This window comes from Trueperaceae bacterium, from assembly GCA_031581195.1.
Lineage (GTDB): Bacteria > Deinococcota > Deinococci > Deinococcales > Trueperaceae > SLSQ01.
This window is the reverse complement of the sequence record JAVLCF010000074.1, coordinates 1-5,189: the sequence shown is the minus strand read 5'-3', so window position 1 is coordinate 5,189 and position 5,189 is coordinate 1. Positions and strand designations below refer to the sequence as shown.

The following is a 5,189-nucleotide window of genomic DNA, read 5'->3' as shown; positions in this document are numbered from 1 at the left end:
ACCCCCGTCGCGGTCCGCGCCGCCCTGCGCGACGGCAACCGCCGCTACCGCGAAGGGGCCGGCCGCCACCCCCACCAGGCGGAGACCGACCGCGAAGCCCTGCTGGGCGGGCAACGCCCGATGGCGGTCGTCCTCGGCTGCAGCGACGCGCGGGTGCCGGTCAGCGTCGTCCTGGACCAGGGGCTCGGCGACCTGTTCGTCGTCCGCGTCGCCGGGCACGCGCTCGGCGACAACGTCCGCGCCAGCGTCCACTACGCCGTCGAACAGCTCGGCGTGCCCCTCGCCCTCGTCCTCGGGCACCAGGGCTGCGGCGCGGTCGGCGCCACCCTCGACGCCGTCCGCGACGGCGGCGACCTCACCGCGCCGCTCCTGCGCGACGTCGCGCCGTCGGCCCAGGCGGCGTGGGCCGGCTGCCCCGGCGCCGGGACCGACGCCGCGCGCTACGCCTGCGCGCACGAGGACGCCGTCCGCCGCCACGCCGACGCCACCGCGGCGCGCCTCCGCACCGACCCCGTCCTCGCCCCCCACCTCGCGGCGGGCGACCTGGACGTCGTCTCCGCGGTCTACGAGCTCGACACCGGCCGCATCGACGGCCTCTGACCCCCGCACGCCACGCCACGCGACGTCCCACGAGCCGTCCTGCAGGCCGTCCTGCGGGCCGTCGCGCGGAGCGCGTGCTACCTTGCCGGCCGTGACGCGCGACGCCCCCGCCCGGTCCCCCGAGCGCCCCCGCTGGGGCGACCTGGCCGCCGGACTCACCGTCGCCGCGATCGCACTACCCCAAGCGCTCGCCTACGCCGAACTCGCCGGCATGCCGCCCGTCGCCGGCCTGTGGGCCACCGTCCCCGCCCTCTTCGCCGCCGCGGCGTTCCTGTCCGCCCGTGAACTCCAGGTCGGCCCCGTCGCCACCACCAGCCTCCTCGCCTTCGGGACGCTGTCCGCCGTCGCGACGCCCGGCAGCCCCGAATGGGTCGGCGCCGCCGCCCTCCTCGCCCTCCTCGTCGGGGCGGTGCGCGCCGCCATCGGGCTGCTCGGGTGGGGCCGCATCGCCTACCTCCTCTCCCGCCCGGTGCGGATCGGCTTCCTGAACGCCGCGGCGGTGTTGATCGCCGCCAGCCAACTCCCCGCCGCGCTCGGCGTCGAGGTGGAGGGCGGCGTCCTGCGCGGCGCCGCGGTCGCGCTGCTCTCCCCCGACCGCTGGAGCGCCGGCGCGCTCGCCTTCGCGCTCGGCACGATCCTCGCCAGCGTCCTCGCCCGCCGCCTCCACCCCCTCGTCCCCGGCGTCCTCGCCGCCGTCGTCCTCTCCACGGCGGCGTCCGCGACCCTCGCCTACGGCGGCCCGGTGGTCGGCGCCATCCCCGACGCCTGGCCCCGCCCCCGCCTCGACCTGCCGTGGGGGCAGGTCCCCCGCCTCGCGGTCGGCGCGGTCGTCCTCGCCCTCGTCGGCTTCGCCGAAGCCGCCTCGATCGGACGCGACCTCGCCGCCCGCGCCCGCCGCCGCTGGGATCCCGACCGCGAGTTCGTCGCGCAGGGCGCCGCGAACCTCGCGGCGGGCCTCTTCGGGGGGTTCCCGGTCGGCGCCAGCTTCTCGCGCAGCGCCGTCGCCCGCCTCGCCGGCGCCCGGACGCGGTGGGCGAGCGTCGCGACCGCCGTCGCCCTCCTCGCCGCGCTGCCCTTCACCCCCTGGCTGGCGCCGCTCCCGCAGGCGACCCTGGCCGGCGTCATCCTCGCCGCCGTCGCCAGCCTCGTGCGGCCCGGCGACGTGATCGGCGTGCTGCGCGACAGCCGCTCGCAGGGCGTCATCGCCCTCGCGACGTTCCTCCTCACCCTCGCCCTCGCCCCGCACATCGAGGAGGCGGTCCTGATCGGCGTGCTGTTGGCGGTCGGGCAGCACCTGCGCCGCGAACAACAACTCCGCATCGACGACGCCGCCGAGGCCGGCGTCCTGACGCTCACCCCCCGCGGGGTGCTCTGGTACGGCAGCGCCGCCCGCATCGAGGAGCGCGTCCCCGACCTGCTGGCCGACCACCCCGAGGCGCACCGCCTCGTCGTCGACCTCTCCGCCTGCGGCCGCGTCGACTGGACCGCCGCCACCTCGATCCGCGAAGCGCTCGAGGACGCCGAAGCCGCCGGCCTCACCGTCGCGCTGCGCGGGGTGCCCCACCACGCCCGCTCCTGGTTGCGGTCGGTGTGGCGCGACGTGCCCGAGGAGGGCGGACCGCCGCCCGAGGCGCGCCCGCCACGGCGCTAGGGCGCCCGCCCCGGCGCGACCGCGCCCGCCGCGGTACAACCTCCGCATGGACGCACTCCGGTTCGGGACCGACGGCTGGCGCGACCGCATGGACGGCCGCTTCACGCACGCGAACGTCGCGCGCGCCGCGCACGCCACCGCGGAACACGTCCGCGCGGCCGGCGGGCGCGCCGTCGCCGTCGGCTTCGACGGCCGCGCCGGGGGGGCGGCGTTCGCCCGCACCGTCGCCGACGTCCTCACCGCGCACGGCCTCACGGTCCACCTCGCGCCCGCCCCGCTCCCGACCCCGGTGCTTTCCTTCGCCGTCGCGCACCTCGGGCTGGCGGCGGGCGTCATGCTGACCGCCAGCCACAACCCCCCCATCTGGAACGGCTTCAAGCTCAAGGGCCCCTACGGCGGTACGGCGACCGACGCGACGTACCGCGACGTCGCGGCGCGCACCGCGCGCACGGCGGCGGAGGACGTCCCGCGCGACCCGGGCGCCCCCGGCGCCGAGCCCGGCGGGGCGGTGGTCGACCTCGACGTGCGGGCCGCCTACGTCGCGCACGTCGCGACGCTGCTCGACCTCGACCTGCTGCGCCGCGCCCGCGGCGTGCTGGTGCACGACGCGATGCACGGGGCGGCGGCCGGCTGGATCGACGCCGTCGCCACCGACCTCGGGTTCGGCGTACGCGTCGAGGGGATCCGCGCCGACGTCGACCCGACCTTCGGGGGCGGTCACCCCGAACCGGTCCCGAGCGAGCTGGGGCCCTCCGCCCGGCGCCTCCGGGCGGCGGGGGGCGGGCCCGACGCCCCCTGGCTGGGGGTCGCCACCGACGGCGACGGCGACCGCGTCGCCGTCATCCTCCCCGGCGGGCGGGTCGCGACCGCGCACGAGACGTTCGCGCTTCTGCTCGACCAGCGGCTGCGGGCCGGCCGGACCGGGCGGGTCGTGCGGACCTTCACCGTCGGCCGGAACGTCGCCCGCCTCGCCGAAGCGCGCGGCCTCCCGCAGACCGAGACGCCGGTCGGCTTCAAGTGGCTCGTCGGGCCGCTCCGCGAGGCCGACGTCCTGATCGCCGGCGAGGAGTCCGGCGGGATCGGCCTCCCCGAGCACCTCCCCGAACGCGACGGCATCGTGAACGGCCTGCTGCTCCTGCAGGCCGCCCTCGAGGTCGCCGCCGGCCACGGCGCCGACGTGGCGGCCGGCCCCGCCGGCCGCACCGACGCGCCGTCCGGTGCGGCCGACGGCGGTGCCCTGGGGCTCCGCCTCGCCGAACTCGAGGCGGAGACCGGCTGGCGGCACCGCTACGACCGGCGCGACCTGCCCCTGACGGGCGACGCGGCGCGCGACGCGGTCGTCGCCGCGCTCGCCGACGACCCCGCGACGTTCGGGGGACGTACCGTCGACCGGGTCGAGCGGCGCGACGGCGTCAAACTGGGGTTCGAGGACGGCGCTTGGCTGCTGATCCGCGCGAGCGGCACCGAACCGCTGTTGCGGCTGTACGCCGAAGCGCACGACGACGCCGACGTCGCGGCGATCCTCGACGCCGCGGAGGCGTTCGTAGGGGAGGTCGATCCAACGTGAACGAAACCCGAAGCACCCGCTGGCTGCCCTGGGCGTTGATCGCGGCCGGCGTTCTGGCCGCCGCACGGCAACTGGGGTGGATCGACGCGGGGTTCCTGTTCGACCTGATCTCCCTCTGGCCGCTCCTCCTCATCGCGGTCGGCGCGGACCTGATCCTGCGGGGGCGGGGGCGCGGCCTGGTGATCGTGGCGACCCTCGCCGCGGCTGCGCTCCTCCTGAGCGTCCCCGGCTCCTGGGCGGGGGGCACGGTCCGCACCGAGGACGTCTCCGTCCCCCGCGACGGCGCGAGGGAGGCGCACGTCGAGTTGCGGCACGGGGTGGGCGACCTGCGCCTCGCCGCCGCCGCACCGGACGCCGCGGCGCTGATCGAGGGCACCGCCACGCTGCCCGACGGGGCCCGCCTCCGGCGGGAGGTCGAGCGCGACGGTCCCCACCTCGAGGTGGCGTTGATCATGGACGCCGCCGGCGCCCGCGCCTGGCGGGGCGCGGGGCGGCGCGGCCTCGACCTCCGCCTCGCCCGCGAGGTGGCGCTCGACCTCGACGTCGAGGCGGGCGTCGGGCGGTCGGTCCTCGACCTGCGCGACGCGACCCTCCGCAGCCTCGACCTCGACGCCGGCGTCGGCGAGGTGCGCCTGGACCTGCCGGCCACCGGTACGTACGTCGCGGACGTCGAGGCGGGCGTCGGTGAGGTCGTCGTGCGCGTCCCCCGCGACCTTCCGGTCGTGCTCGAGCTGGAGCGCGGCCTCGGTCGCGTCGAGGTGGACGGCGACTGGCGGGACGTCGGGGCGACGTTCCGGAGCGCCGCGACCGACGACGCGCCGGAGGGCGCCTGGGCCCGCCTGAGCGTCGAGGGGGGCGTCGGGTCGGTGACGGTGCGGCAGGTCGAGTAGGCCCTAGGCGTCCCCCACGAGCAGCACGACGAGGGTGCGGGGCCCGTGGACGCCCGCGACCCGCTCGAGTTCGACGTCGCTCGTGGCGCTCGGTCCGCTGATCCACGTGATCGGGGCGCCCGCCGCCGCCGCGTCGTGCAGGCGGGCCTGCGCCTCGGGCAGCAGCTCCACCACCTGAGCGGCGCGGACGATGCACAGGTGTACGTCGGGCACCAGCGACGCGGCGCGGCGCCCCATGCCGGGCCCCCCGTCGAGGGCGATCGTGCCGGTCTCCGCGACCGCGACGGCGCACCCCGACACCGTCGCGTCGGCGGCGTCGAGGTCCGCGTAGGGCGCGTCGTCGCGGATCGTCGTGCGCCCCTCGAACGCCGCCCCCCAGGCGTCCGGCGTACCGCGCGGCACGACGACGGCGTCGGCGCGGCGGCGAGTCAGGGTCGACGCCAGGACCTCCGCGACGTCCGCCGCGCGGACGCGGACGACG

5 protein-coding genes are annotated in these 5,189 nt (G+C 78.2%); 4 read left to right on the top strand and 1 reads right to left on the bottom strand.

Annotated elements, in window-relative coordinates; translation table 11 throughout:
* The 4 genes from RI554_07890 to RI554_07875 all read left to right on the top strand — a co-directional run.
* Window positions 1–600 (top strand): carbonic anhydrase (locus tag RI554_07890; GenBank protein ID MDR9391935.1); only part of this gene is annotated, 600 nt, incomplete at its 5' end.
* A 91-nt stretch (window positions 601–691) separates the two neighbouring features.
* On the top strand, window positions 692–2,251 hold the full coding sequence (locus tag RI554_07885) for a SulP family inorganic anion transporter (GenBank protein ID MDR9391934.1): 1,560 nt from the start codon (window positions 692–694) through the stop codon (window positions 2,249–2,251).
* A 46-nt stretch (window positions 2,252–2,297) separates the two neighbouring features.
* Window positions 2,298–3,818, top strand: a complete 1,521-nt coding sequence (locus tag RI554_07880) for a phosphoglucomutase/phosphomannomutase family protein (protein ID MDR9391933.1) — start codon at window positions 2,298–2,300, stop codon at window positions 3,816–3,818.
* The gene (locus tag RI554_07875; GenBank protein MDR9391932.1) at window positions 3,815–4,708 is read left to right on the top strand and encodes a DUF5668 domain-containing protein; all 894 of its coding nucleotides are present in this window, start codon (window positions 3,815–3,817) and stop codon (window positions 4,706–4,708) included. The genes RI554_07880 and RI554_07875 overlap by 4 nt, the downstream gene beginning before the upstream one ends.
* Before the next feature lie 3 nt (window positions 4,709–4,711).
* Here the strand turns inward: RI554_07875 and RI554_07870 are convergent.
* Window positions 4,712–5,189: LUD domain-containing protein (locus tag RI554_07870; protein ID MDR9391931.1), on the bottom strand; the 478-nt coding region annotated here is incomplete at its 5' end.